Here is a 24272-nt window from a genome sequence, read left to right as displayed (position 1 = left end):
CCGGCGGGGGCAGGGGTGGTGCGGCCCCGGGCGTCCCGGCCCGGGCCCGCCCCCGTCTGGTCCTTCCCACTGTTCTGCCCGGACAGTTCCGCCCGGAACGTGGGCCGCGCCGACGTTTCCCCCGGGGGGCCCGGTCGTTGGACGGTTCGTGACACTTCTGACGAGGCGGGCAGGGGCGGGCTTGGCCGCCGTGGCGGCATGGGCGGCCCTGCTGGGCGGGCTGGCCGGGTGCACCGACGACGGCCGTCCCCCGGTCGAGATCGAGCTGCCCGGCAAACCGAAGGCGCCCGAGGACGCCATCCGGATCACCCCCGACGACAACGCCAGGGGGGTCCCGGCCGAGGGCCCGCTGACGGTCCGGGTCCCCGAGGGCCGCCTCGAGCGGGTCGTCGTCACCAAGGTCGAGGACGCCCAGGAGGAACGCGTCCCCGGCTCCATCGCCCCCGACGGCCTCAGCTGGAGCCCCGACCCGGAGGCCGGCAAGCTCGCGCTCGCCGCCAAGTACACCGTGGACGCGGTCGCCCTCGACGGCCACAACCGCCGCCAGGCCCGGCACACCAGCTTCACCACCTACGTGCCCGCGGAGCGGTTCATCGGCTACTTCAAACCCGAGAACCGCTCCACCGTCGGCACCGGAATGATCGTCTCCTTCAACTTCAGCCGGTCCATCGTGAACAAGGCCGACATCGAACGGGCCATCACCGTCACCGCCGAGCCCGCCGTCGACATCGTTGGCCACTGGTTCGGCCGCGAGCGCCTCGACTTCCGGCCCAAGCAGTACTGGGAGCCCGGCACCGAGGTCACCGTCCGGGTGAACCTGCGCGACGTCCAGGGCGCGCCGGGCTCGTACGGCATCCAGGACAAGACGATCAAGTTCACCGTCGGCCGTTCCCAGGTCTCCACCGTGGACGCGGCCGCGCACACCATGGAGGTCCGCCGCGACGGCCGGCTCGTCCAGACCCTCCCGATCAGCGCCGGTGCGCCGAAGAACACCACCTACAACGGCAAGATGGTGGTGATGGAGATGTTCGACGTCACCCGGATGAACGGCCAGACGGTCGGCTTCGGCGGCGAATACGACATCCCGGACGTCCCGCACGCCATGCGCCTGACCACCTCCGGGACCTTCCTGCACGGGAACTACTGGGCCAGCCCCGACACCTTCGGCTCCACCAACACCAGCCACGGCTGCGTGGGCCTGCGCGACGACAAGGGCGGAGGCTCGGACACCCCCGCCGGCTGGTTCTTCGACCGGACCCTGGTCGGGGACGTGGTGGAGGTCGTCAACTCGCAGGACAAGACGGTCGCCCCGAACAACGGGCTGGGCGGCTGGAACATGTCCTGGACCGACTGGGTCGCGGGCTCCGCCATCAGCTGACCGTACGGGCCGTACGGTCCGTACCGATCGCACGGGACCAAGGGCCACACCACCCGGGTGATTGTCCTACCGGAAATCCCGCGGGCCTGGAGTGTCGTCCGTCCGCCGCGCCGCCGCCTGCGCTGGGCTGGCCCCAGCCCAGCGGCGCACGCGCGCCAGGACACGGACGGAGCGTCATGTCAGCAAGGAAATGGCCCCTCGGACTCGCGGTCACCGTCGCCGTCGCACTGGCCACCGGGGCCACGGCGGCCTCCACGGCCCTCGCGGCCGTCCCCGGCGGGGCCGGGACCGGACCCGCGCAGGTCCGGTCCGCGCCGGACGCGGGCGTCCGGGTGCAGGGCGTCCGCGCGCCGGGCGTCCGTGCGCCGGGCGTACGGCGGGCCCCGCTGCCGGGCGGGCTCGGCCCGTGCGCCCCGGGCCGCTGCCCCGACCCGTTCCCGCCGATCGGCAGCGACGGCGTCGCCCGGGGCCGGGACAACGCCGTCAACATCTTCGTCGGCGGTGACTTCCGCGTTCGCGAGCGCGCCTCCGAGGCCGAGGGCCGCGTCGTCGTCCTCGGCGACTTCGACCAGGACAAGGCGGCCGGCTTCGACAGCCGCTACAACGTCGGCATCGTCGGCGCCGGCTCCCTCGTCCCCCCGCCCGCCGGGGCGGACTTCCTCACCACTGGCGGCAGCGTCACCGTCGCCGAGGGCGAGCGCCTGATCGCCGACACCGGCGTCGTGCGCCACGCGGGCCGGCTCACCGGCACGGTCAGCGGCACCCTCGTCCACGACACCGGCGCGGCCGCCCCGTACGCGGGCCTGCGCGACCGCCTCACGGAGGCCAGCCGCTGCTACGCCCGCCCCGGTGGCCGGCTCCGCCCGGCCACCGGAACCGTCGTCAACAGCGGCTTCGAGACCCTCTTCACCGGCGACAACACCTCCCGCCTCCAGGTCTTCAACGTCGACGCCGACCTGGCCGGGGTCGGAGGGGTCCAGCAGGGCGTCCGCTTCACCCGGATCCCGCAGGGCGCGACCATCCTCGTCAACGTCCTCGGCCCCACCCGCACCATCAACACCTACAGCGGCGGCATCGCCGACACGGACCCGCTCAACGCCCACCGGGAACGGCTGCTGTGGAACTTCCCGGACGCCACCCGGATCGGACTGACCGGCACCGGCCAGTTCCAGGGCAGCCTCCTCATGGGCGAGCAGTCCTCCGAGACCACCGTCACCCTCCCCGGCATCAACGGCCGCTTCTTCACCACCGGCTCCGTCACGCACACCAGCTCCCAGGCCGGGGGCGGCGGACAGGAGTTCCACGCCTACCCCTTCACCGGAGACCTGCCCGAGTGCGGCGACCCGCAGCCGGTCACCGGCAGGGTGAGCGTCCTCAAGCAGGACCGCGAGACCGGCGGCCCCCTCGAAGGGGCCACGTTCGAGCTGTGGCGCGAGAGCAACGGCGTGCCGGGCCTGCAGACCACCGGCCCCGACCCCGACGAGCAGCTCCTGCCGGTGTGCGTGACCGGCCGCGACGGCGTGTGCGAGCGGACCGTCCCGGTCGGCACCTACTACTGGCGCGAGACCGCAGCCCCTGACGGCTACGTGCTGCCCGGACGGGCCGTCGCCACGCTGGTCCTGACGGAGCAGAACGCCGAGCGGGGCGCCACGGGGGTGCTGGACAACGACCGGCGGGGTCACGCGGGCGAGCTGGAGGTCCTGAAGAAGGACGCCAAGACGAAGCAGCCGCTGCGCGGCGCGGTGTTCGAGGTCTGGAAGGAGACCAACGGAACCGAGGGCCTGCAGCCGCGGGGCGAGGACTCCGACCTCCTCGTCCGGCCGGGCTGCGCCACGGACGACCGGGGCGGCTGCACCTTCGCGCACCTGGAGAACGGTACGTACTACCTGCGGGAGACGGACGTCCCCGAGGGCTACGCGCTGCCGGCGAACGCGGTGACGGGGCCGCTGGTCCTGGCCGACGACACCCCGGGCCGCCGGATCGCCGTGACGCTCGACAACAAGCGCGAGCAGCACAAGGACAAGGACAAGGACAAGGACAAGGAGCACGGGAAGGACCACGACAAGGACAAGGACAAGGACAAGGACCACGCCAAGGACGACCACGGCGAGGACGACCACGCCAAGGACGACCGTCCTGAAGGTGTCCCGCACGTCTGACCCGTCCCCCCACGGGCCCGCGCGCTGCGCCGTGCGGGCCCGTTCCCGTACCGTCCGGCGCGCGACTTGGGACGGAACGGTGACATGACCGTTTCTCTTCGTGATATCTCCATGTGATTTCCTGTCGGCATGCGCGCGACTGTCCGCGCGCGGGGGACATGGGGAGAAGAGAAGAGTGAACCTGCAGCCGATACGCGGCCGCGTCCGCCGCACCGGCCTGCCGGCCCTCCTGCTGGGGGCGGCCCTGCTGTTCACCAGCGCGTGCAGCGGCGGCGGAACCAACGGCGGCGGAGGCGGCGGCAGCAACGGCGGCGCCGGCGGGGCGGCCAAGCCCGGCAACGAGGCGTCGAAGGCCGTCGTCAACGTCAAGCCGGACGACGGGTCCAAGGAAGTCGCGACCAGCGGCGTCCTGAAGATATCCAGCACCGGCGGCAAGCTCACCACGGTGACCGTCGCCGACACCAAGGGCAACGCCGTCGACGGCAAGATCGCCGCGGACGGTGCGAGCTGGGAGCCGGCGCGCAACCTGGCCTCCGCCACCGAGTACAAGGTGCACGCGGTCGCCAAGGACGAGGCCGGCCGGGAGTCCGCCAAGGACACCACTTTCACCACCCTCACCCCGACGAACACCTTCGTCGGCCACTACGCGCCCGAGGACGGCGAGACCGTCGGCGTGGGCATGCCGGTGTCCTTCAACTTCACCCGCGGCATCACCAACACCGAGGCCGTGGAGAAGGCCATCACGGTGACGGCCGAGCCGTCCGTGCCGATCGAGGGCCACTGGTTCGGCAACGACCGCCTCGACTTCCGCCCGGAGAAGTACTGGGCCGCGGGCACCAAGGTCACGGTCAAGATCGCGCTCGACGGCGTCGAGGGCCGGCCCGGCGTCTACGGCAAGCAGACCCGTACGGTCACCTTCACCATCGGCCGCTCGCAGGTCTCCACGGTCGACGCGAGCGAGCACACCATGCAGGTCGTCCGCGACGGACAGGTCATCAAGAACCTCCCCATCACCGCGGGCGCCCCGTCGACGACCACGTACAACGGGCAGATGGTCATCAGCGAGAAGTACAAGGTGACCCGGATGAACGGCGCCACCGTCGGCTTCGGCGGCGAGTACGACATCTCGGACGTTCCGCACGCGATGCGCCTGTCGAACTCGGGCACCTTCGTCCACGGCAACTACTGGGCCTCCTCCGGCACGTTCGGCTCGGAGAACGTCAGCCACGGCTGCGTCGGCCTGAAGGACGTCCGCGGCGCCGGTGACGGCAACCAGCCCGCCGCCTGGTTCTTCAACGAGTCGCTCATCGGTGACGTCGTCGTCGTGAAGAACTCCAAGGACAAGCAGATCGCCCCGGACAACGGCCTCAACGGCTGGAACATGGACTGGGCGGAGTGGATCAAGTAGTCCTCCCCGTCGCGGCGCCCTAGCGGCGCCGAGCGCGGACCCGTGGCCCGGTGCTGTGACCCACAGCACCGGGCCACTTCGTGTTAACCGGCGCTAACCTTCCCCGTATGACCCTCTCTCTCGAAGTCTCCGAAGGCGTCGGCACCCTCCGCCTGGACCGGCCGCCCATGAACGCCCTGGACATCGCCACCCAGGACCGGCTGCGCGAGCTCGCGGCGGAGGCCACCGACCGGGCCGACGTCCGCGCCGTGATCCTCTACGGCGGCGAGAAGGTGTTCGCGGCGGGCGCGGACATCAAGGAGATGCAGACGATGGACCACGCGGCGATGGTCGCCCGGTCCCGCGCACTGCAGGACGCCTTCACCGCCGTGGCCCGCATCCCCAAGCCGGTCGTCGCCGCCGTCACCGGCTACGCCCTCGGCGGGGGCTGCGAGCTGGCGCTGTGCGCCGACTACCGCATCGCCGCCGACGACGCCAAGCTCGGCCAGCCCGAGATCCTGCTCGGCCTCATCCCCGGCGCGGGCGGCACCCAGCGCCTGTCCCGCCTGATCGGCCCCTCCAAGGCCAAGGACCTCATCTTCACCGGGCGCATGGTCAAGGCCGACGAGGCGCTCGCGCTCGGCCTCGTGGACCGCGTCGTGCCCGCCGCCGAGGTGTACGAGCAGGCCCGCGCCTGGGCCGCGAAGCTCGCCCAGGGCCCGGCCATCGCGCTGCGCGCCGCGAAGGAGTGCGTGGACGCGGGCCTGGAGGCGGACATCGACACCGGCCTGACCATCGAACGCAACTGGTTCGCGGGTCTGTTCGCCACCGAGGACCGCGAGCGCGGGATGCGCAGCTTCGTCGAGGAGGGCCCGGGCAAGGCCAAGTTCCTCTAGGCCGGATCGAGAACTCGTCGGTCCTCCCTGGGGGTGGATTAGCCAGACCTTAAGGCAGGGTTAAGGCAGCCTGTTGATCCACTCGGCGTGATCGTCGGTGCGCAGGGTGTCACCGCAGATCAGAGTGGTTTTGCGGGCTGCCTGATGCCCAACGCATATGACAGGACACCCCCTTGGGGCCGCGTGCTGCGGGGGGTGTTTTCCTGCGGAACGGCCCGGACGGGCGTGTCGGCCGTCCATGATGGGTTCATGGCGGGCCTGGAGGGTGTGGAACAGCCGCGGCAGCGCAGCAGCGCTTCCGCCGTGCGGCCGATGGCGGCGCTCGAGGACGAACAGGGCCTCAAGGCGCTGGACTTGTACGGCAATCCGGCCGAGGCGGAAGTGACGCTGCCGTCCATGCCGGAGTCGGCGAGCACCGCCCGCCGGCTCACCCAGTACGTGGTCATCCGCTTCTGGGGGTTCTCGCCGCAGGTCTCCGAGCACACCGTACTGCTCGTCTCCGAGCTCGTCGGCAACGCGGTCCGGCACACCGGTGCCCGCTCCTTCGGACTGCGGATGCTGCGCCGGCGCGGCTGGATCCGCGTCGAGGTGCGCGACCCCTCGCGCGGGCTGCCCTGCCTGATGCCGGTCCACGAGCTGGACACCACCGGCCGCGGGCTCTTCCTCGTGGACAAGCTGTCCGACCGCTGGGGTGCCGATCTGCTGCCCCGCGGCAAGATCACCTGGTTCGAGATGAGGGTGGCCGACCGCTGATACGCCTGAAGCCCCCTGGTCGCCGTGGTGGGGCGCGGTGGGGGCTTCATGGGTGCGCCGAGGATCGAAGGGGGTGTGATCCTCGGCGGGCGACTTCGCTCGGGTCAATGGGGAAGCCGTGGTTCCGACTATGGCAGACGGGGGACCGAATGCCAAAAGTCCCAACTCGGACATAAGTGTGTAAAGCCTAAGAGTTTCCATCTAAATCCTAGGTGAGGTCGGCCACTCGCCTCGCAATCCATGAATAACAATGCACCGTTCTGCGTGATTCGTTGATCGGATAGCGGAGAGTCCTCCGAACGGGTCCACTTCGACGAACACCCCGAATTGGGTCAATCGTTATCTTTCATGTCATCTGCCTCTTAAATGGGCAGGTGCCCTGCTCTCCGGACCGCCGATCAGCCCTCCGCGCCGGCGCGGCCGCCGCCGTCGGCGCCCTCGCCACCGCCTGCGGGGCGGGTGCGGGCGACCCGGCCCGCTCCGCGGCCCCCGCCGGGCAGGCCGCCGGGCGCGCCCCCGCCGAGCCCGGCCGCGCCCCGGCCGCGGCTCCGGCCCCGCGCCGCTTCCCCGGCCAGCCCGACGAGATCGCGCACGGCCCCCGCGACCGCCCCCGCGTCGCCCTCACCTTCCACGGCAACGGGGACCCCGCCACCGCCCGGGCCGTCCTCGCCGAGGCCGAACGCGCCGGCGCGCGGGTCACCGTACTGGCCATCGGCAGCTGGCTCGACGCCCACCCGGAGCTCGCCCGCCGGGTCCTCGACGGCGGGCACGAGCTCGGCAACCACACCCAGCGCCACCTCGCGATCAACGCGCTGCCCGAGGCGGAGGCCCAGGCCGAGATCACCGGCTGCGCCGAGCGCCTCAAACGGCTCACCGGCTCCATCGGCACCTGGTTCCGCCCCTCGCAGGCCCAGTACGCCACCGCGCTCGTCAAGAAGCTGGCCCGGCGGGCGGGCTACCCGCACGTCCTGTCGTACGACGTGGACTCCCTCGACTTCACCTCGCCCGGCGCCGCGGCCGTCATCCGCACGGTCACCGGGACGATCCGCAGCGGATCGGTGGTGAGCCTGCACTTCGGCTACGCGGACACGGTCGACGCGATGCCGCCCCTCCTCGAAGAACTCGCGCGCCGCAACCTGCGCGCGGTGACCACCACGGAGCTGCTGACCCCATGACCACCACCCGCCTTCCCCGGAAGGCCACCGTGCTGCTGGCCGGTCTGGTCCTCGCCGCCCTGGCCGGCTGCGGATCGGCGAGCAAGGGCCCCGCCGAGGCGCTCGGCTCCAAGGCGCCGGCCGACCCGCCCGGGCAGCCCGCCAAGGCGGTCCCGGTGGCGCCGCCCGGCCTGGCCGGGATGCCGCCGCTCCTCGACCCGAAGGACGTGTACGCGGCCGACCGGCCGAACCGGCTCTCCCCGGTGGTCAAGGACTTCCCCTCGCGCGTGTACGTGCCGAACACCACCTCCAACACGGTCTCGGTGATCGACCCGAAGACGTACAAGGTCATCGACACCATCCCGGTCGGCATCCAGCCGCAGCACGTGGTCCCGTCCTGGGACATGAAGACCCTGTGGGTCAACAACAACCGCGGCCACACCCTCACGCCCATCGACCCCGCCACCGGCGAGGCGGGCGAGCCCGTCGAGGTGCACGACCCGTACAACCTGTACTTCACGCCGAACGGCAAGTACGCGGTCGTCATGGCCTCGATGGACAAGGAGCTCGTCTTCCGCGACGCGCACACGATGGACCGGGTCAAGACGCTGCCCGTGAAGTGCCTCGGCGTCAACCACGCCGACTTCTCCGCGGACGGCCGCTACTTCATCGTCTCGTGCGAGTTCTCCGGCGAACTCCTCAAGGTCGACACCGAGAAGATGGCGGTCATCGCCAAGCAGAAGCTGCCCTTCGAGGGCGCCATGCCGCAGGACGTCAAGATCTCCCCGGACGGCAAGACCTTCTACGTCGCGGACATGATGGCGCACGGCATGTGGGTGCTCAGCGGCGACGCGTTCGACACGCCGCGGCTGCTGCCCACCGGAAAGGGCTGCCACGGCCTGTACATCAGCCGCGACTCCCGCGAGATGTACATCTCCAACCGCGGTGAGGGCACCATCTCGGTCTTCGACTTCCGCAAGAACGAGCTCACCAAGAAATGGGACCTCCCGAACGGCGGCAGCCCCGACATGGGCGGCGTCTCCGCCGACGGCAAGGTGCTGTGGCTCTCGGGCCGCTACAACTCCGAGGTGTACGCCATCGACACCGCCACCGGCCGGCAGCTGGCCCGCATCCCCGTGGGCGGCGGCCCGCACGGCCTGGCCGTCTACCCGCAGCCCGGCCGCTACTCGCTCGGCCACACCGGCGTCTTCCGGTAGCCGGCAGCAGCTCGGCCGCCGACCCGCCTGCAGCCCGTCAGCAGCGGCGCCCCGGGAGCTCGCACAACTCCCGGGGCGCCGCCGCCTCCTCACCAGGCGACCGGGAGACGCTCCGGCAGCCGCTTGATGAAGCCCGTACGCCAGACCAGGTTCTCGGCGGGCACCGCGAGCCGGAGCCCCGGCAGCCGGTCCACCAGCACCTCCAGCGCGATCTCGGCGTGCGCCCGGCCCAGGGCGGAGGCCGGGCAGAAGTGCCGGCCGGCTCCGAACGCCAAGTGCGGGTGGGGGCTTTCACGCTCCAGGTCCAGCCGGCCCGGGTCGGCGAAGGCCTCCGGGTCGAAGTTGGCCCCTTCCAGCAGGACCAGAACGAGCTCGCCCTCCCTGACGAGCACGTCCCCGACCCGGACGTCGGCCAGCGCGATGCGCGGCAGGCCGTCGCCCACGGAAAGGTTCCAGCGCAGCAGCTCCTCGACCGCCTTCCCCATGCGCTCGGGATGCCGGCGCAGGTAGCCGATGAGCTCCGGCCGCTGGAGCAGTGCCAGCACCGCGAGGACCAGGAACGCCGAGGTGGACACCGCGCCCGCCCCGAACAGCGACACCGCGACCGTCGCGAACATCTCGTCGGTCAGGTGCGCCGATTCCGGGTCGGCCTCCCTCAGCCCCGCGAACGTGCCGAGCAGCCCCGTACGCTGCTCGGCGGGCAGGGCGAGCTGCTCCCGGAGCCGGTCGGCGAAGTAGCCCACGTCCTTGTACCAGTTGAGCGCCGAGTCGGCGAACGGCTCGCGTGCGGTCATGAACGCGACGTCCAGCCCCGACATCAGACGCCGCCAGTCCTCGAACGGCACCCCCAGCACCCGGCAGTGCAGCGCCGCCGAGAAGGGGTCGGCGAACCCCGCCCGGAGGTCTGCGGGCCCGCCCTCGGACACGAGGGCGTCCACGAGTCCGTGAGCGGCGGCGTGCAGCGCGTCCCGGAGCCCGGGCTGCCGCGGGTTCAGCGCCTTCATCACCGCACTGCGCAGGCCGGCGCTGTTGATGTTGCCCATGTTGTTGACGACCTCGGGCGGAATCGTCAGCGCGTACTGGCGCGGCACGCCGGGCCGGGCCGTGTCCTTGAGGCTGAACCGCTCGTCCTCCAGGACCTGCTTGGCCAGCGCGTAGCTGCTCACCAGCCAGGCCGGGTCCCCGGTGAGCGTGCGGACGCGCGCGACCGGCGCCTTCTCCCGCAGCCAGGCGCACTCCTCGGGCAGCACGTCGCCGCGGCGCGACAGCGGGAAGTCGAGGAGGGGCTCGGCGGGGTCCCGGCCGGCCTCATGCTGCTCGACGCTCATCGACGCCCCTCTCGGCCTCGGCCTCGGTCTCGGATTCGGTGTGGGTCTTGGCCTTGGTCCTGGTCCCGGGCTCCGGCGCGGGCCCCGGCTCGGGCCCCGGCTCGGGGCGTACGACGGCGTACGCCTGGTTGCGGGTGGCGCGCAGGCCCCCGCCGCGGCCGAAGAGGACGTCGGTCATCGGCATCCGGACGTGGTAGGCCGCCACGGACGACGGAACGTCGAGAATGCTCGGGGTGTCCACGAAGAACGGGAGTTCGGCCGCCAGGTAGTCGAAACACACCTGCAACTGCTCTGCCGTGACGGATTCACCCTCCGGCAACTTCGGGCCGATAAAGTGCAGGGCCATCTCCTCACAGCCCTTGCGGAATTCCGGGTCAGTCTCCAGGAAATGGAGGACGCGCCGGTGCAGTAGTTGGTAGACGGGGTTCGACTGGAACTCGGAAAGGGCGCGCACGCGGATCTCCGCATGCGGGTGCCCGGATTCCTCGACACCCTTGACGATCCGGCGCCGGACCGCCTTGATCTCTTTCGCGGCGCGCCGGCCCGCGTGCTCCGGGCTGTGGCCGAAGGCGGCGAACATACGGTCCACGTGGAGGTCGGCGTAGACGAAGTCGATCTGCGCGAACCGGGGAGCCGCCCATCGGGCGAGACTGCGGATGCGCTCGGAGCTGAAGTAGCTGTTTCCGGGACTCACTCCGATGAGCACATGGTCGCCGTCTTCCCAGATATGTCGGCAGGTGCGGGTGAAGGGCAGAACTTCGAATGATGCGTCAGTTGTGATCGTCACCTGTGTGATCGCCCTTTATGCCACTTGTCCCTGGGAGCCCTGCGCTCCCGGTGTGGCGGCAATGCCGGTACGTTATGCCGTGACCCCGGAACGTGACAAGTCCCGTTCCGATTTCTTGGGCGGAATTATGTGTTCCGCATTCTGGAGGGGGAATTGAATTTCTTTCTGCCGCCCGAACGGGACCCGGGGGCGGGGCGGCGACCCGCTGGCGCTACCCTGAGCCGGTCAACGAGCACCAAGAAGGGGTGGATCCCAGTGGCGGACATCGAGAGCGCGCGGACGACGTTCGGCCGGTTCGACGTGGACGGCGACGGCTTCGTCACGGCCGACGAGTTCCGGCAGGCCATGGCGGAGATGGGCGACCCGTTCGTCACCGGCCCGGTCGCGGACGCCGTCATCGCCGCCAAGGACACGAACGGCGACGGCCTGATGAGCTTCGACGAGTTCTGGGCCTCCCTGAACAAGTAAGCCCCGTGCCACGCCCCCGTGCCGCCCCTGCCGGGCGGGACGGGGGCGTCAGCGTGCCCGGCCTCGGCCCGCCCGGGTCAGCCCCGCACACCAGCCCGCGGGTCAGCCCCGCGGGTCAGCCCGTCGCGGCGGGCCGGTCCGGCTCCGGCCCGGGCCCCGTCATGTCCTCGACCTCGGCGAGGGCCTCCTCCAGCCACCGCAGCCAGAACGTCTCCAGGCCGGTCCCGCCGTGCAGCACGAGCCGGCGCAGCCTGTCCTCGTCGGAGTCCCGCTCCGGCGGGAAGTCCTTGGCCTCGATGGCCTCGTACACCGCCAGCTGCCTGCGGTGGAGCTCCAGGTGGCGCCGCAGCTCCGCGGCCAGCCCCTGCGGCCCGACGACGGCCGCCGCCCGGATCCGCAGCAGCAGCGGATCCCGGATGGCCTTGGGGTCCTGGCTCTCGCCCACCCACCGGGCGAGCTCCGCGCCGCCGGCCGGCAGCACCTCGTACTCCTTCTTCTGCCCCCGTACGGGCACCTCGCTTGGCAGCGCCCGGATCAGCCCGGCCTCCTCCAGCCGGCCGAGCTCCCGGTAGATCTGCTGGTGCGTCGCGGACCAGAAGTACCCGATCGACTTGTCGAACCGCCGGGTCAGCTCCAGCCCCGACGAGGGCTTCTCGAGCAGGGCGGTGAGGATGGCGTGCGGCAGCGACATGCCGTCATCCTAGGGAGCCCCGGGACGGGGGCCGCGGGCACCGGCCCCCGGAGCCGCCGGCCCGGAAGCCGGCAGCGTCCCGGGCCGTCCGTCAGTGCCAGGAGGCCAGCGCCTCCGGGGTCTTCGGTCCCGCCGCCTGCGCCCCCAGCAGGTCCCGGGCCCGCAGCAGCGCCGCCACCGCCGGGGCCCAGGCCTGGCGCAGGCCCGCCCCCGCCAGCAGCTCCGGGTCCGACAGCAGCTGCGGCGCCGGGCCGAAGCGGATCCCGGACGGGGTCAGCACCGCCGCGTCGTCGGCCCAGCGCACGGCCAGGTCGACGTCGTGCGTGGCCATCACCACCGTCGTCCCGCGCGAGCGGAGCCCGGCCAGGGTGTCCAGCAGCCGTTCCTGGCCGTCGGGGTCGAGGCCGGCCGTCGGCTCGTCCAGGATCAGCACCCGCGGGGCCATCGCCACCGCGCCCGCGATCGCCGCACGCTTGCGCTGCCCGTACGAGAGCAGGTGCGTCGGGCGGTCCCGCAGCGCCGTGATGTCGAGCGCCGCCAGCGCCGAGTCCACCCGGGCCCGCACCTCCTCCACGGGCAGGCCCAGGTTCATCGGGCCGAACGACACGTCCTGCTCGACGGAGGCGGCGAACAGCTGGTCGTCCGGGTCCTGGACGACCAGCTGGACCGCGGTGCGCAGCCGGGTCAGGCCCGCCCGGTCGTACGACACCGCGCTGCCGTCGAGGCGCAGCTCGCCCGCGGCGGGCCGCAGGCCGCCGCTGAGCAGCCGCATCAGCGTGGTCTTGCCGCTGCCGTTGCGGCCCAGCAGGACCAGCGCGCGCCCCTCGGCGATGGCGAAGTCCACGCCGGTCAGCACCGGGGGGCCGTCCTCGTACGCGTAGCCGGCGCCGGCCAGTTCCACCAACGGGTTCACAGGTACACGCCCTTCAGGGTGAGAGTCAGCGCGACCAGGCCGGCCAGCAGGGCCGCCGAGGCCGCGAGGAAGCGCCACGACAGCGCCGCCTCGGGGACGAGGACCCGCAGCGTCCCGTCGTAGCCGCGCCCGGCCAGGCCCGACTGGAGCCGCGCCGCGCGGTCGAAGGCCCGGACGAAGGAGGTCGCGGCGAGCCCGGCCAGGGACCGCCACACCGCCGCCCGACCCGCGTGCCCCAGGCGGGCCGCCTGGGCGCGCTTGACCCGGTCCAGGGAATCCAGCAGCAGGAACCCGATCCGGTACATGACGAGTGCCACGTCCACCACGGGCGCGGGGACGCCGGCCCTGGCCAGCCGGGGCAGCACGTCCGAGACGGGGGTGGTGAACGCGAACAGCAGCACGCCGAGCGAGGCCGCCGACGTACGCAGCAGCAGCTCGGCGGCGTGCCGGGGGCCGTCGGGGGCCAGCGAGACGGGTCCCGCCGCCCCGCCCACCGCGAACAGCAGCGGCACCGCCCCGGTGAAGCAGAAGCCGAGCGGGATCCGGAAGGCCCGCCACAGCTGCCGCCCGGGGACCCCGGCCGGCCCGAGCAGCACGGCCAGGGTCGCGGCGGCCACCAGGGGGCCGCCGGGCCAGGGCGGCAGGCACACGGCGGTGACGGTCAGGCCGAGCCCCAGCAGGGCCTTCTCCAGCGGGTGGCGGCCGCGCCAGCGACTGCTGTGCGCGGCCACGTCGATCGGCAGCACCGCCTATGACTCCGCGGCCGCGGGGGTGGCTGCGGCACCGGCCGGGGCGGCGGCATCGGCCGCGGCGGCATCGGCCGATGCGGCGGCTGCGGCGGCCGCGCCCTGGCGGCGGCCCTTGCGGACGCCGAAGTAGTACGCGAGCACCCCCGCGCCGAGCGCCGCCTGGAGGGCGAACAGCGCCGACTCCACCTCGGCGGAGGGCGGTTCGTACAGCGGCGAGAACCACGGCTCGTAGTCCGGCTTGAGCTCGGTGATGGCCGCCTCGGCCTGGTTGTCGGAGCCCGAGAACGGCTCCTCCTTCCCCTCGCCGAGCCCCAGCGCGATCGGCAGGACGGCGAGGGCCGCCACCAGGAGCAGCAGCAGGCCGTTGATCTTCGCGTTCCGGCTCATGCCCCTCACACCGTCGCCTTCTGCTCGCTGCGGCCCGCGGTCAGCTTGGCGACGCCCAGCCGGACCAGGTCGGACTTGCTGGACTGCATCAGCAGCCGCATCACCAGGACGGTGAGCAGGCCCTCGCTCACGGCCAGCGGGATCTGGGTGACGGCGAAGATGCCGCCGAACTTGCCGAGCGCGCCGAGGAAGCCGGTGCCCGGGTCCGGGAAGGCCAGCGCGAGCTGCACCGAGGTCACGCAGTAGGTGACCAGGTCGGCGAAGAACGCCCCGAGGAACACCGACACCATCAGCGGTGCGTCGAAGCGCCGCAGCAGCGCGTAGATCCCGTAGCCCGCCCAGGGCCCGGCGATCGCCATGGAGAAGACGTTCGCGCCGAGGGTCGTCAGCCCGCCGTGCGCCAGCAGCAGCGCCTGGAAGAGCAGGGTGATCGTGCCGAGCACCGCCATGATCGGCGGCCGGAAGAGGATCGCGCCGAGCCCGGTCCCGGTGGGGTGCGAGCAACTGCCCGTCACCGAGGGGATCTTCAGGGCGGACAGGACGAACGTGAACGCCCCGGACGCGCCGAGCAGCAGCGTGCTCTCGGGGTTGGCCTTCACCTCGCGGGTGAGCGCACGGGCGCCGTGGACGACGAAGGGAGCGGACGCGACGCCCCAGGCGACCGCGTGCCAGGGGGGCAGGAAGCCCTCGGCTATATGCATGAGTGGGAGACCTCTCCAGCACCTCGTGGATGGACAACGCGCCCCGGCCGGTCTCCTGGCTCACGGGTGCTGATGCCCTGGCTCCGCCTTCCCGGGCGATGCGGATCCCCCCGCGCCGCCCAGTGGCTTCCCGCAGGAGTAGAGCCGGACTTCCCGTTCACAGTGGCGAGGGCCGCACCGGTCTTGCACCGGTTTCCCGTACACCAAGGCCCGCTGACCCTATTCGGCCGCATGGACCCGAAACAACCCGGCTTCCGGCCCCCGGCAGCCGCCGCCCGTTCCGCTTGCGGCCGCCGGGCCGCGCCGCGGTGCCCACGCCGCACGCGAACCGGTGCCCGGGCCACGGAAGTTCCCCGCCCCGGCGTACGACCGGCGCACGCCCCGGCGCCCTTCCGCTCCCGCACCCCGACGCGCGGCACGCCCGTACGGCCGCGCCCCGGTGGCGGGGCGGCCCACGGCTGCACAGGCTGTCCCAGTGGCCACCGAACACGACTACTCCGACCTGAGCGCCGTGTACGTCAACTGCACGCTCAAGCGCTCGCCCGAGACCAGCAACACCGAGGGCCTGATCTCCAGGAGCCGCGCCGTCATGGAGTCGGCCGGCGCCCGCACCTCCCTGATCCGCGCCGTCGACCACGACATCGCCACCGGCGTCTGGCCGGACATGACCGAGCACGGCTGGGAGAACGACCAGTGGCCGGTCCTCTACAGCGAGATCATGGCCGCCGACATCCTCGTCCTGTGCGGCCCCATCTGGCTCGGCGACAACAGCTCGGTGATGAAGCAGGTCATCGAACGGCTCTACGCCTGCTCCTCGCTCCTGAACGAGCAGGGCCAGTACGCCTACTACGGGCGTGTGGGCGGCGCCCTCGTCACCGGCAACGAGGACGGCGTGAAGCACTGCGCCATGAACATCCTCTACAGCCTCCAGCACCTGGGCTACACGGTCCCCCCGCAGGCCGACGCCGGATGGATCGGCGAGGCCGGCCCCGGACCCTCGTACCTCGATCCGGGTTCGGGCGGCCCCGAGAACGACTTCACCAACCGCAACACGACCTTCATGTCGTGGAACCTGATGCACCTGGCGGCCCTGCTCAAACGCTCCGGCGGCATCCCCGCCCACGGCAACCAGCGCTCCCGATGGGACGCCGGCTGCCGCTTCGACTTCCCCAACCCCGAACACCGCTAGCCGGCGGACTCCGTGTGGGCACCCGGCCGACGAGGATGGGCGGCGAGAAAGCGGCGCAGGGTGTCCTGTTCGCTGTCACTGAGCATGTGCGCCGATCGAGCAAGCGTGGCCTCGAACAGGGGAACGGCGAGTACTGCCTCTCCCGCCTCCAAGTACGTGACAGCGAGGTTGTGGCGAAGAGTGACGGTTTCGGGGTGCACGTCGCCGAAGACCTGCTCGTACTGAGCCAGTGCGGTCCGGAATAGGGGGATCGCTCGATCGATTCGTCCGGCCGCCCGGTATGCGAAGGCCAGGTTGCTGCGGCTGCGCAGGGCAGTGGGGTGGGTGTCGCTGAGGGCTTGCTCGGACAGGGTCAGCGCGGCTTCCAGCATGGAGATGGCGCGGGGCACGTCCCCGGACTGCAGGTGGGCCCCTGCGAGGTTCCCGAGGCTGATCAGCGTGGTGGGGTGGGCTTCGCCGAGAACTCGTTCACATTCGGCAAAGGAGGTTTTGAGAAGCGGAATGGCGCGAACAAGGTCACCGGCTTCTCGATATGCGTTGGCAAGGTTGTTACGACTGACCAGGGTGTGGGGGTGGGCGTTGCCCAGGGCCTGCTCGCAATGATCCAGACTCGCCTCCATCAAAGGGATGGCCCGAGTCGGATCGCCGGCCAGTTCGAACGATCTGGCCAGGCTGATGCGGTTGGCCACCGTGTCGGGGTGAGAGGCGCCGAGGATCTCCTGACACTGAGCGAGAGCCGTCTCCAACGCGGGGATGGCCTTGTGTAGATCGCCGATGACCAGGTACGCGTTGGCGAGACCACTGCGTGTGGCCAGGGTGTGCGGATGGGTCTCGCCCAGAAGCTCAATGCGGTGGCCGAGTGTGGTCTCGTACAGCGAAATGGCGCCTGCCGGGTCACCGGCCTCCAGGTACGCATTGGCGAGCCCGTTCTGGGAGCTGAGCGTATAGGGATGGGTATCGCCGAGCAGTTGCTGGTGGTGGGCCAGGCTGGTTTCCAGCATGGGGATGGCACGGGCCAGGTCGCCGACTTCGTGCAATGTGTGGGCAAGGTTGGTACGGACGGTCAGGGTTTCCGGGTGGGCGTCGCCGTGCACCTGCTCGCATTGCGCCAGAGCCGTCTCGAGGATCGTGACGGCGCGGTTCAGTTCGCCGGCGCCTCGGTAGGCCAAGGCGAGATTGGCACGGCTGGACAGGACGTCTGGATGGCCCTCGCCGAGTGCTCGTTGCCGCTGGGCGAGCACCGTTTCATAGAGAGGGACGGCGCGGGTCGCGTTCCCGGAGGACAAGTACGCGGCCGCGAGGCTGCTGCGGCTGGACAGCGCCTCGCGGCTCACATCACCGAGCACACGCTCGCAGAGAGCAAGAGTGGCCTCCTGGAATGCGATGGCCCGCACCAGATCACCCGAGGCTGCGTAGGCCTCGGCCAGACCGATGCGACTGTCGAGAGTGTGCGAATGGGCGTCGCCGAGGACTTCCTGTCGCAGGGTGAGGGTGCTTTCGTGCAACGAGATGGCACGGGTCAAGTCGCCCGATGCGCGGCAAGCGTCCGCGAGGTTGCGGCAGACAGTGAGGGTATCGGGGTGGGAACCCCCGAGTGCGCGCTCACACTGCGCATGGGTTTCCTCCAGCAGCGCGATGGCCTGCGCGAAGTCTCCGGAGTCGAGGTGGGCGGTTGCGAGGTTGCCGCGTACGGCAAGGGTGATGCGCTGAGTGTCACCAAGCACCTCTTCGCACTGGGCGAGAGCCGCCTGCAGGAGTGGGACGGCGCGGGAATTATGACCGCGTTGGGCCAAATATTGGGCAGCGGCGGCATAACGGCCGGCAAGAAAGCTGTCGCGGTGACCACGTGGGGTGGTGATTGCCAGAGCGATGAGGTGCGGCAGGAAGGTGTCCCATTCGCCGGATGGCTCGGAGTCTGGGGGCTCGGGGAGGGCGGCCACCACCCTGTGCAGGAGCAGCTCGGCCTCTCTTCGTCCGGCCGGGACCTCGCCATGCTCGACCCCATGATGCCTGAGGACCGTCTGAACAAGACGGTGAACGCTGACCGTATTCCGGCTGAGAGTGACCATGCTGTAGGCACGCAGGATGCCGAGGGCTTCGTGGAGGTCGTCGGCCTCTGTGTCTGCTGCTTCGAGCAGGGCGACAGGAATGTCGTCCGGCGCGAGCCATGAGAGGGTCTGGAGGATGGTGACCGCCAGCGGGCAGCGACTGTTCAGGGTCTTGAGGGTTTGGCTCCAGATGCGGGCGATGGTGCGTTCGGGGGCTGTGCCTTCGGCCGCTTTGCCGAGCTTTGTGGACAGCCGCCGGCGGTAGGCGTCGAAGCCGATGGTGGGGTTCTGGGCCAGGTATGCACCGGCCTGTTCCAGGGCCAAGGGCAAGTGGCCGAGTGCGGAGGCGAGCGCGCGGGCATCCTGGACCTGGCGTGGTGTCGGCGCCTCGTCCAAGGCGTGGCGGCAGATGAGGTCCGCAGCCTGGTCACTCGGCAGGATGCCGAGTGACAGGGTGCGGGTGGTGCGCGGCCAACCGGCCGCCTTGCGGCTGGTGGCGATGATCTGCCCCCTCAAGGCGCCCGTATAAGGGTCAAGATCTCGCGGGTCCTCGACGTTATCGAAGATCAGTAGCCAGCCGGGGTGCCAGTCGAGCCAGGTCAGGGCCCACTGCGCCTGCTGTTCGGTCGATGCCGACCCGGCCCAGGCCGGGAACAGGCGCAGGGCGAGTGCGGCAAAGGACTGCTCGATGCGTGCCGGCGAGTCGGCGGTGATCCACCACACGAGGCCGTGGGTGTCCCGGTGGCGGTGGGCGTAGTGGAGGGCGAGGGTGCTCTTTCCGGTGCCGCCAAGACCGTGGATGGCTGACACCGAGGCGACAGCGGATTCCCGCCCGGCAGCCATGTCGAGTTCGATCCAGGCGAGTTCCTCTTCGCGGCCCAGGAACAGGCCAGGCATCCTCAGATTGGTGGTTCCGGCGGGAGCTTGAACATCCCGAGCCGAGTGCAGCATCTCTGCCTGCAGGATGACGTCACCCGTGATGGCTGTGCCGATGTTCTGAGCGGCAATCGATCCGGGGCCGGACGCCTCGATCCTCACGCCGTCGCCGGAGTGGTGGTGGCCGGGTGTCCGCCGATGGAGTTGTTGTCGCCGGTGATGGCAACGCCGATGGACTGGGCGGCGATGGCGCGCTCGCCCGATGCGTTGACCGTCCCTGCTCCGGCAGGCGCAGGCAGAAGAGCGGCGAGCTCATTGAGCAGGTCGGGATCGTCACGCAGGGCGCGCTTGATCTGCAGGCGCAGTGCCGCCAGCGCGTCGGGATCGTCGACCTCCTCGGCAGCGTTCTGAACGGCTGTCTCGAGTGTCGCGCGGCCTTCGGGGTCGCGGCGGCGCCAGACGGCCTCCAACACCCTTTGGCCGATTGCGGCGGTCGAGTCAGCGGCCGCGTTTTCCACACGCGTCAGTACCGCATGACCGTATGCTCCGAGGGCTGCCGTCACGTAGGGTCCGGCTTCCTGGACCAACTCCGCAATTTCCATGCTCATTCGACGCACCCCCGTGTGTGACCTGGTCGATGTGAGAGAAGAATAGGGGCAGCGGCGGACCGAGATCCTGTGCACCCTGAGCGTCTGCGACGTGGGCGTGTCACTCGCCCGGTCGACTGCTACGTCGACAACTCCGCCAGGGCCGACTCTGGTTGGGTCAGGAGGCGGCGGGGGTCCATGCGGCGGCAGCCCGTTACGGCCTTCTCCAGCAGGTGGCGGGCCGCGGCCGGGTCGCCCGCGGCGAGGAGGGCGCGGGCCAGGGGCGGTACCGCCAGGGCCCGGACCAGGCTCGGCTCCAGGTCGCCGCAGCCCGCCGTGAAGGCCAGGACCTCCCGGAACGCGGCCTCCGCCTCGGTGCGGCGGCCGGCGATGCGGTGCGCGTCCGCGACCCAGCGCAGCATGCACATCCGGGGCGAGGAAGCCCCGCCCGACTCCGCCACGGCCAGCGCCTCGCGCAGGACTGTCAGGGCCTCGTCCGTGCGGCCGCGGGCCAGCAGGACCTGCCCGATGCCGCGCGGGCCGTGCGCCTGCCCCCGGTGCGGTCGTCGGCGGAGCGGGCCTCGGCTAGGCCCGCCTCCTGGAGCGCCTGGCAGCCGGCCAGGTCGCTGCGCACATCGAAGACGTATTCAGCGGCCGCCGCCGGCTCCCGGCAGGCGTACGGGTCCACCCGCGCGGCCTGCCGTACGGTCGCGGCGAGGGCGTCCCGCTCGGCCCCCAGCCAGCGCACCGGATCGGCGCGCGGCCCGGCCAGCATGCCGGGGCGGGGACGCAGGCGGCCGTCGGGCCGGGCCCCGCCGCCACCAGGGCGTCGAGGGCCTCCTCGGCGGCGGCCGCCGAGGCGGTGCAGTCCGGGGCGTCGAGCAGCCCCAGGCCGCGCAGCAGGGCCTGCGCCGGGGCGGGCAGCGCGCGGTAGTCGAGGAGCCGCCCTGCCCGCACCCCGTCGAGAACGTCGAGGCGGGCCCGCTCCTCCTCCAAACAGGCGGCGAGGCGGGGGAGTTCCCGGTGGGGGAGCGCGGCCAGCTCGGCGCCGACGATCCGCAGCGCGAGGGGCAGCCGCCCGCACAGCCGGACCAGCCGGACCAGCCGGACCAGCCGGCGGGCGGCCTCCGGCTCGGCCGCGACGCGGTGCGCCGGTGATCCCGCCCAGCAGGGCGAGGGCGCTCGCCTCGTCCAGCAGGGGCAGGTCCACGGCGGCGTCCCGGTCGGGCCCGGCGAGCCGGCGGCGTGACCGCCCGCCGTCTGGCCGCCCGGCGGCGTAACCGCCGGGCGGTCGGCCCGGATGCCCGTGTCAGCAGCACACGTTGCGGTGCGCGACGTCGAGGACGAACCGCTCGGGGGAGTGCAGCTTGAACGAGGTGAAGGACGGCTTGGTGTCGAAGGCGGCGCCGAAGGTCACGTACCCCTCGAAGTCGCCGGTCAGCGCCAGGCCCCGCAGCGCCGTCAGGTGCGTCCTGACGAGCGTGGGGCCGCGGTAGCTGCTCCTGCCGTCCTCCAGGTGGGCGGCGGCGGGATGCAGGCGGATCTGCAGGAAGTACTTGCCGGCGAGCGGGACGGGCTTCCCGGATCCGTCGTGGACCAGCTTCGGGACGCGGGTGACGGTGACGTCGGGCACCCGGCCCCTGAGGTCGATGACGATCCGGTCGTACGAGCAGTGCCCGGCCCAGCGGGCATTGACGACGAGCGGGGTCGGCGCGCCGGCGTGCACGGCGCCGGCCGCGGCCGGGACGGCGGCGGTGGAGGCCGGTGCGGCGAGGGTGATCCCGGCGGTGAGCAGGGCCCCCGTGGCCAGGGCCACGGTCTGCCGGCGGCGGAGGTGGTTCATGACGTCCCCCTGTTCCTTCTGAGACGGGGACTGCTGTCACTGCTGAGGACACACCCGGCGCACGCACGGTTCCGGCAAATCAAAAGAAATCGGACTAACGGGACAGGAGTCCGCTGACCTCCGCATCCAGGTCGTAGTGGCGCGGCTCCTCGCCCCGCGGCACCAGCTCGACCAGCCGCCGGCACAGCGCCCGCACGTCCTTCGCGCGGGCGGAGACCACGCAGCTCCGGCCGCCGCCGCTGAAGGCGAGGCACACCCGCGGCTCGCTGCCGCGCCGCCCCGGCCACACCCGGATGTCGCCCTCGCCGGTGGTGCGGCTCTCGCCGTCGAGCAGCAGGTCCCGGGAGAACACCCACCGGGCGATGTGTCTGCCGCCGCCCTCGAAGTCGAGGGTGAGCTCGTAGGGCCGCTCGCAGCGGTACGTGAAGGCCGCCAGCAGGGGGACGGGCCGCGCGGCGCCCTCCAGTCGGATCGAAAGGACGCGGTGCTCGATGCCGGTCATGGGCGGTGCGCCTCTCTGCAGCGGGGAGGGGGAGGGGAACGGAAGAAACTGAGGGAACGGTGGGGACGGAGGACCCTCTCCCGGAAGCTAGTCCACGCGGGCCCCGCACCCGCCGGGCCGAAGGTCCCCACTGCGGGGGCCCGTGGGCCCCTCTTCCCACAGGAACGCGCACGGGCCCGCCTCCCCGGGGAGAGACGGGCCCGCTGGGTCACCGTGCGGCTACGGCAGGGGGCCGAAGGTGAACACCCCGTGCCCGTTGCCCTGGCCGACGACCGTGGCGTCCGCGCCGTTGACCTGGGAGCCGTTGCCCTGGTTCGAGGCCCCGGAGCCGGTGGCCGCCTGCTGCACGGTGGCGGAGTTGCCGGCGTTGCAGCCGGCGACGCCGCTGGCGAAGATCTCGCCGACGGAGGCGTTCGACGCCGTCCCCGCCCCGGCCCCGTTGTCGGCCTGGGCGGTGCCGGCGCAGAGCGCGACGGCGAGGGGGAGCGCTGCGAGCGCGGCGATCACACGGGCGGTGCGGATGCTTGCCATGGTGAAGTCCTCCATTACGCAAAAGGGCTGCGGTTCACGGCGGTTGGCCGGCCGCCGGGGGTGTGGCCGCGACGTCACGTGATCACCATGGCGCAGAAGATCACCCCCCAACCAGCCCTGTCGGCACGGTTCGCCCTGAAGCGTGACCAACCCCCTCCCAAACCTCAACACCCGGACAATCCCCGGCGATTGCCCCACCGGAGCCGGTGTCGGGCCCGTTGCACCGGCACGACGGAAGGGCCCGGCGCACCGTGTGCGCCGGGCCCTCCAGGCGGGTCGGACCGACAGCCGGATCAGACCGTCAGCCGGGTCAGCATTCGATGACGTTGACCGCGAGGCCGCCGCGGGCGGTCTCCTTGTACTTGATCTTCATGTCGGCGCCGGTCTCCTTCATGGTCTTGATGACCTTGTCCAGGGAGACCTTGTGGGAGCCGTCGCCGCGCATGGCCATCTTGGCCGCGGTGACGGCCTTGACCGCCGCCATGCCGTTGCGCTCGATGCACGGGATCTGCACCAGGCCGCCGACCGGGTCGCAGGTCAGGCCCAGGTTGTGCTCCATACCGATCTCGGCCGCGTTCTCGACCTGCTCGGGGGTGCCGCCGAGGACCTCCGCGAGGGCGCCGGCCGCCATCGAGCAGGCCGAGCCGACCTCGCCCTGGCAGCCGACCTCGGCGCCGGAGATCGAGGCGTTCTCCTTGAACAGCATGCCGATGGCGCCCGCGGCGAGGAGGAAGCGGACCACGCCGTCCTCGTCCGCGCCGGGCACGAAGTTCACGTAGTAGTGCAGGACCGCGGGGAGGACGCCGGCGGCGCCGTTCGTCGGGGCCGTCACGACCCGGCCGCCCGCCGCGTTCTCCTCGTTGACCGCCATCGCGTAGATCGTCGTCCACTCGCTGCGGTGCATCATCGGGTCGCCCTCGGTGCGCAGCTGCCGCGCCGTCGAGGCGGCCCGGCGCTTGACCCGCAGGCCGCCGGGGAGGATGCCCTCGCGGGACATGCCGCGGGCGACGCAGGCCTGCATGACGCGCCAGATCTCCAGCAGGCCGGCGCGGATCTCCTCCTCGGTCCGCCAGGCCTTCTCGTTCTCCAGCATCAGGGAGGAGATCGACAGGCCGGTCTCCTTGGCGAGGCGCAGCATCTCGTCGCCCGAGCGGAAGGGGTACTTCAGCACGGTGTCGTCGAGCTTGATCCGGTCCTCGCCGACCGCGTCCTCGTCCACCACGAAGCCGCCGCCGACCGAGTAGTACGTCTTCTCCAGCAGCGGGGCGCCGGAGGCGTCGTACGCGAAGAGGGTCATGCCGTTCGCGTGGTACGGCAGGGCCCGGCGCCGGTGCAGGATCAGCTGGCTCGGCTCGTCGAAGGCGATCTCGTGGGCGCTTCCTATCTCGGTGCCCAGCAGCCGCAGCCGGCCCGTCTGGCGGATGCGCTCCACCTCGTCGTCGGCGGTCTCGACGTCCACGGTGCGGGGGGAGTGGCCCTCCAGGCCGAGCAGGACCGCCTTGGGGGTGCCGTGCCCGTGTCCGGTCGCACCGAGCGAGCCGTACAGCTCCGCGCGCACCGAGGCGGTCTGGGCGAGGACGCCGTCCTTCTTCAGCCGGTTCACGAACATGCGGGCGGCCCGCATCGGGCCGACGGTGTGCGAGCTGGACGGACCGATGCCGATCGAGAAGAGATCGAAAACGGAAATGGCCACTTTGGTGGACTCCCGGGGGACATCCCCATGGTGGT

Annotated in this window: 25 protein-coding genes and 1 riboswitch; of the genes, 10 read left to right on the top strand and 15 right to left on the bottom strand. The window is 71.6% G+C overall.

Annotated features, from left to right (window positions below; genetic code table 11):
* The first annotated feature begins 181 nt into the window (after positions 1-181).
* From ABZ924_RS13995 to ABZ924_RS13965, 7 genes are all read left to right on the top strand, one after another.
* Entirely contained in the window at positions 182-1378 is a 1197-nt protein-coding gene (locus ABZ924_RS13995) for an Ig-like domain-containing protein (RefSeq protein WP_361907979.1), read from the top strand.
* 176 nt (positions 1379-1554) lie between these two features.
* Positions 1555-3537: a choice-of-anchor A family protein gene (locus ABZ924_RS13990; protein ID WP_361907977.1), complete on the top strand. Its 1983-nt coding sequence runs from the start codon at positions 1555-1557 to the stop codon at positions 3535-3537.
* Between the two features lie 181 nt (positions 3538-3718).
* The gene (locus ABZ924_RS13985) at positions 3719-4945 is read left to right on the top strand and encodes an Ig-like domain-containing protein (RefSeq protein WP_361908081.1); all 1227 of its coding nucleotides are present in this window, start codon (positions 3719-3721) and stop codon (positions 4943-4945) included.
* Positions 4946-5052: 107 nt separating this feature from the next.
* Positions 5053-5820, top strand: coding sequence for an enoyl-CoA hydratase-related protein (locus tag ABZ924_RS13980; RefSeq protein ID WP_361907974.1), 768 nt, complete (start codon positions 5053-5055; stop codon positions 5818-5820).
* A 249-nt stretch (positions 5821-6069) separates the two neighbouring features.
* Positions 6070-6573, top strand: a complete 504-nt coding sequence (locus ABZ924_RS13975; protein WP_361907971.1) for an ATP-binding protein — start codon at positions 6070-6072, stop codon at positions 6571-6573.
* A gap of 374 nt (positions 6574-6947) precedes the next feature.
* Positions 6948-7748 (top strand): polysaccharide deacetylase family protein, encoded by an 801-nt coding sequence (locus ABZ924_RS13970; protein WP_361907968.1) that lies wholly within the window; start codon positions 6948-6950, stop codon positions 7746-7748.
* Complete coding sequence (locus ABZ924_RS13965; RefSeq protein ID WP_361907965.1) at positions 7745-8944, top strand: YncE family protein; 1200 nt, start codon at positions 7745-7747, stop codon at positions 8942-8944. The genes ABZ924_RS13970 and ABZ924_RS13965 overlap by 4 nt, the downstream gene beginning before the upstream one ends.
* An 89-nt stretch (positions 8945-9033) precedes the next feature.
* Here ABZ924_RS13965 and ABZ924_RS13960 read toward each other — a convergent pair whose 3' ends face one another.
* A complete protein-coding gene (locus tag ABZ924_RS13960; protein WP_361907963.1) occupies positions 9034-10272 on the bottom strand; it encodes a cytochrome P450 in 1239 nt (412 codons plus the stop codon).
* Positions 10253-11059: a tRNA-dependent cyclodipeptide synthase gene (locus ABZ924_RS13955; RefSeq protein ID WP_361907960.1), complete on the bottom strand. Its 807-nt coding sequence runs from the start codon at positions 11057-11059 to the stop codon at positions 10253-10255. The genes ABZ924_RS13960 and ABZ924_RS13955 overlap by 20 nt, the downstream gene beginning before the upstream one ends.
* A 255-nt stretch (positions 11060-11314) precedes the next feature.
* Here ABZ924_RS13955 and ABZ924_RS13950 point away from each other — a divergent pair, with 255 nt between their 5' ends.
* Positions 11315-11527 carry an EF-hand domain-containing protein gene (locus ABZ924_RS13950; protein WP_361907957.1) on the top strand — a complete coding sequence of 71 codons (213 nt, stop codon included), beginning with the start codon at positions 11315-11317 and terminating at the stop codon, positions 11525-11527.
* A gap of 115 nt (positions 11528-11642) precedes the next feature.
* On the opposite strand, the gene ABZ924_RS13945 is transcribed toward ABZ924_RS13950, so the two are convergent.
* The 5 genes from ABZ924_RS13945 to ABZ924_RS13925 form a co-directional block, all read right to left on the bottom strand.
* Complete coding sequence (locus tag ABZ924_RS13945) at positions 11643-12218, bottom strand: PadR family transcriptional regulator (RefSeq protein WP_361907954.1); 576 nt, start codon at positions 12216-12218, stop codon at positions 11643-11645.
* 91 nt (positions 12219-12309) lie between these two features.
* A complete protein-coding gene (locus ABZ924_RS13940; RefSeq protein ID WP_361907952.1) occupies positions 12310-13131 on the bottom strand; it encodes an ATP-binding cassette domain-containing protein in 822 nt (273 codons plus the stop codon).
* On the bottom strand, positions 13128-13877 hold the full coding sequence (gene cbiQ / locus ABZ924_RS13935) for a cobalt ECF transporter T component CbiQ (protein WP_361907949.1): 750 nt from the start codon (positions 13875-13877) through the stop codon (positions 13128-13130). Before cbiQ ends, ABZ924_RS13940 begins: the two co-directional genes overlap by 4 nt.
* 3 nt (positions 13878-13880) lie before the next feature.
* Positions 13881-14267: an energy-coupling factor ABC transporter substrate-binding protein gene (locus tag ABZ924_RS13930; protein WP_361907946.1), complete on the bottom strand. Its 387-nt coding sequence runs from the start codon at positions 14265-14267 to the stop codon at positions 13881-13883.
* 5 nt (positions 14268-14272) lie between these two features.
* On the bottom strand, positions 14273-14968 hold the full coding sequence (locus ABZ924_RS13925; protein WP_361907943.1) for an energy-coupling factor ABC transporter permease: 696 nt from the start codon (positions 14966-14968) through the stop codon (positions 14273-14275).
* 27 nt (positions 14969-14995) lie between these two features.
* Positions 14996-15215, bottom strand: a riboswitch (cobalamin riboswitch).
* Between the two features lie 228 nt (positions 15216-15443).
* Between ABZ924_RS13925 and ABZ924_RS13920 the strand changes: the two genes are divergently transcribed.
* Complete coding sequence (locus ABZ924_RS13920) at positions 15444-16157, top strand: flavodoxin family protein (protein WP_361907941.1); 714 nt, start codon at positions 15444-15446, stop codon at positions 16155-16157.
* On the opposite strand, the gene fxsT is transcribed toward ABZ924_RS13920, so the two are convergent.
* The 4 genes from fxsT to ABZ924_RS13900 all read right to left on the bottom strand — a co-directional run bounded on the left by fxsT (position 16154) and on the right by ABZ924_RS13900 (position 20443).
* Complete coding sequence (gene fxsT / locus ABZ924_RS13915) at positions 16154-19243, bottom strand: FxSxx-COOH system tetratricopeptide repeat protein (RefSeq protein ID WP_361907938.1); 3090 nt, start codon at positions 19241-19243, stop codon at positions 16154-16156. The genes ABZ924_RS13920 and fxsT overlap by 4 nt on opposite strands.
* Positions 19240-19689, bottom strand: coding sequence for a hypothetical protein (locus ABZ924_RS13910; protein WP_361907935.1), 450 nt, complete (start codon positions 19687-19689; stop codon positions 19240-19242). The genes fxsT and ABZ924_RS13910 overlap by 4 nt, the downstream gene beginning before the upstream one ends.
* Positions 19690-19808: 119 nt before the next feature.
* Positions 19809-20183, bottom strand: coding sequence for a tetratricopeptide repeat protein (locus tag ABZ924_RS13905; RefSeq protein WP_361908078.1), 375 nt, complete (start codon positions 20181-20183; stop codon positions 19809-19811).
* Complete coding sequence (locus ABZ924_RS13900; protein ID WP_361907933.1) at positions 20153-20443, bottom strand: hypothetical protein; 291 nt, start codon at positions 20441-20443, stop codon at positions 20153-20155. The genes ABZ924_RS13905 and ABZ924_RS13900 overlap by 31 nt, the downstream gene beginning before the upstream one ends.
* A gap of 248 nt (positions 20444-20691) precedes the next feature.
* Here ABZ924_RS13900 and ABZ924_RS13895 point away from each other — a divergent pair, with 248 nt between their 5' ends.
* Positions 20692-20826 carry a hypothetical protein gene (locus ABZ924_RS13895; RefSeq protein ID WP_361907930.1) on the top strand — a complete coding sequence of 45 codons (135 nt, stop codon included), beginning with the start codon at positions 20692-20694 and terminating at the stop codon, positions 20824-20826.
* 151 nt (positions 20827-20977) lie between these two features.
* On the opposite strand, the gene ABZ924_RS13890 is transcribed toward ABZ924_RS13895, so the two are convergent.
* The 4 genes from ABZ924_RS13890 to ABZ924_RS13875 all read right to left on the bottom strand — a co-directional run bounded on the left by ABZ924_RS13890 (position 20978) and on the right by ABZ924_RS13875 (position 24237).
* On the bottom strand, positions 20978-21511 hold the full coding sequence (locus ABZ924_RS13890; protein WP_361907927.1) for a hypothetical protein: 534 nt from the start codon (positions 21509-21511) through the stop codon (positions 20978-20980).
* Between the two features lie 94 nt (positions 21512-21605).
* Entirely contained in the window at positions 21606-22013 is a 408-nt protein-coding gene (locus ABZ924_RS13885) for an SsgA family sporulation/cell division regulator (RefSeq protein ID WP_361907924.1), read from the bottom strand.
* Positions 22014-22232: 219 nt separating this feature from the next.
* Positions 22233-22544 carry a hypothetical protein gene (locus ABZ924_RS13880; RefSeq protein ID WP_361907921.1) on the bottom strand — a complete coding sequence of 104 codons (312 nt, stop codon included), beginning with the start codon at positions 22542-22544 and terminating at the stop codon, positions 22233-22235.
* Positions 22545-22854: 310 nt separating this feature from the next.
* Entirely contained in the window at positions 22855-24237 is a 1383-nt protein-coding gene (locus ABZ924_RS13875; protein WP_361907918.1) for an L-serine ammonia-lyase, read from the bottom strand.
* Positions 24238-24272 lie beyond the last annotated feature (35 nt).

Source organism: Streptomyces sp. NPDC046876 (genome assembly GCF_040645035.1).
In the GTDB taxonomy this organism is placed as follows: Bacteria; Actinomycetota; Actinomycetes; order Streptomycetales; family Streptomycetaceae; genus Streptomyces.
The sequence above is the reverse complement of the archived record's forward strand: the minus strand, read 5'-3'. Positions and strand labels throughout refer to the sequence as shown.

Excerpts from the sequence above, each read along its gene's own strand:
- ABZ924_RS13990 (WP_361907977.1), top strand. The coding sequence starts at position 1,555 with ATGTCAGCAAGGAAATGGCCCCTCGGACTCGCGGTCACCGTCGCCGTC.
- ABZ924_RS13910 (WP_361907935.1), bottom strand. The coding sequence starts at position 19,689 with ATGAGCATGGAAATTGCGGAGTTGGTCCAGGAAGCCGGACCCTACGTG.
- ABZ924_RS13930 (WP_361907946.1), bottom strand. The coding sequence starts at position 14,267 with ATGAGCCGGAACGCGAAGATCAACGGCCTGCTGCTGCTCCTGGTGGCG.
- ABZ924_RS13945 (WP_361907954.1), bottom strand. The coding sequence starts at position 12,218 with ATGTCGCTGCCGCACGCCATCCTCACCGCCCTGCTCGAGAAGCCCTCG.
- ABZ924_RS13885 (WP_361907924.1), bottom strand. The coding sequence starts at position 22,013 with ATGACCGGCATCGAGCACCGCGTCCTTTCGATCCGACTGGAGGGCGCC.
- ABZ924_RS13960 (WP_361907963.1), bottom strand. The coding sequence starts at position 10,272 with ATGAGCGTCGAGCAGCATGAGGCCGGCCGGGACCCCGCCGAGCCCCTC.
- ABZ924_RS13980 (WP_361907974.1), top strand. The coding sequence starts at position 5,053 with ATGACCCTCTCTCTCGAAGTCTCCGAAGGCGTCGGCACCCTCCGCCTG.
- ABZ924_RS13975 (WP_361907971.1), top strand. The coding sequence starts at position 6,070 with ATGGCGGGCCTGGAGGGTGTGGAACAGCCGCGGCAGCGCAGCAGCGCT.
- ABZ924_RS13925 (WP_361907943.1), bottom strand. The coding sequence starts at position 14,968 with ATGCATATAGCCGAGGGCTTCCTGCCCCCCTGGCACGCGGTCGCCTGG.
- ABZ924_RS13880 (WP_361907921.1), bottom strand. The coding sequence starts at position 22,544 with ATGGCAAGCATCCGCACCGCCCGTGTGATCGCCGCGCTCGCAGCGCTC.
- ABZ924_RS13965 (WP_361907965.1), top strand. The coding sequence starts at position 7,745 with ATGACCACCACCCGCCTTCCCCGGAAGGCCACCGTGCTGCTGGCCGGT.
- ABZ924_RS13900 (WP_361907933.1), bottom strand. The coding sequence starts at position 20,443 with ATGCTGGCCGGGCCGCGCGCCGATCCGGTGCGCTGGCTGGGGGCCGAG.
- ABZ924_RS13890 (WP_361907927.1), bottom strand. The coding sequence starts at position 21,511 with ATGAACCACCTCCGCCGCCGGCAGACCGTGGCCCTGGCCACGGGGGCC.